The organism is Acinetobacter seohaensis (assembly GCF_056431365.1).
Genome location: NZ_JBWKMK010000018.1, coordinates 1 through 1,331, shown reverse-complemented (window position 1 = coordinate 1,331; position 1,331 = coordinate 1). Strand labels below are relative to the sequence as shown.

Here is a 1,331-nt window from a genome sequence, read left to right as displayed (position 1 = left end):
CTCCAACAGTACAGCTTCCAATATCAAACTGGATACCTTGCTGTCTTAAGCTCTCGATCTGAGGGATATTTTCTAAAGGTTTGATATAAACACTGAATAACCAAATGATGCCAAGCATCAGAATGGCGAAAATGCCTAAAATGATGGTGATGATTTTCCATGAAAATTGATCACTGGTTGATTCAATCGAGTTTTTTAAATGTCCAAGTGCCTTAGCGGTCTTGATAAGCTCTGCTGTACCCTCCTGTAAGCCCGTATTTAGCGATTTTGATACAGTGCTATGGGTTTGCCCTGCGATGACCTTCTGAATGCGTTCTTCGGTGATTTGAAGCTCTTTAACAGCCTGATTGACTAGGTTCTGCTGTTGTTCTGCAACTGCCATCAGTGCATATAACTTTTTTTCCTCAGGTGTNTAAGTCTAGTCGCTCAAGCTCTTTATAGGCTGTACGTGACTGTTGCAAGGCTTCCCTGATTTCAGGATCTTTGGCTTGGCTTGGTAATAGTTTCTTTTCGGGTTCTTTGTCTATGCCTTGCTCTTTATAGCTTCGCATATCAATACGGCTGTCAATTTGGTGTTTTTCTAAATGGCTGTTGCATAAATCCGCCCACCTTTGGCGTAGGTCTTTAATATCAGTTTTTCGTTCCTGGTAACTCTTACCGGTATTGTCTTTTTTAGCTCCGCCACGTTCAGGATTTTTGCTGTTATAGCGTTTGAAATATTGCTCTGGATCTCGTTCGATTCCATCTTGCAGACGTTCATTAAACATGAGATGCACGTGGGGCTGATCGTTGCCGTCCATTGCTTTAGGGTTATGAATCGCAAACTGATATGGATATTTTGAACCGATCTCGGACTGAATGAAGTCCTCAACCAGTTCTAGACGTTGCTCGGCATTCATCTCTCTAGGCAGGGCAATTTCATATTCTCGATAGGTACTGCCATTTTTGCGCTCGTAAAGGTCGGCTGCCTCCCAAAAGGTAATGGGATTATGTTCAGCCCATTTCGGCATATTCCCATAGGCACTATGTTCAAGGTCAGTTTCTGCCTGTTCCTGTTTCAGCTTCTTTTCTTCATCCCGATCAATATATTCGGCATGCGGTGCTGCTTTTCCTGCTTTACCAACTTTGACACTCAATCGAGCAATTGCCATTAGGTCTTATCCTGTTCCTTTTTTCGGTTACGTTCTTTCTTAAATGCTCTTTGATCAAGTATCGAAGCCCACATCATAATGATGATAATTAGCGGTGCTGCGATCACGCCAAAAGTAATATCTTTGATTTTTCCCAGTACCTGTTTTAGTTGCATGCTGTTGCTCCTAGCTTTGGTACTT

General features: G+C 42.3%; 3 protein-coding genes. All 3 read right to left on the bottom strand.

From position 1 onward, the window contains the following. Positions 1–382: hypothetical protein (locus AC07E5_RS02335; RefSeq protein ID WP_498624547.1), on the bottom strand; the 382-nt coding region annotated here is incomplete at its 3' end. Positions 383–404: 22 nt separating this feature from the next. Beyond that, the gene (locus AC07E5_RS02330; RefSeq protein WP_498624548.1) at positions 405–1,010 is read right to left on the bottom strand and encodes a MobA/MobL family protein; all 606 of its coding nucleotides are present in this window, start codon (positions 1,008–1,010) and stop codon (positions 405–407) included. 140 nt (positions 1,011–1,150) lie between these two features. After that, positions 1,151–1,331, bottom strand: a 181-nt coding sequence (locus AC07E5_RS02325; protein ID WP_498624549.1) for a hypothetical protein, incomplete at its 5' end; no start/stop codon positions are given.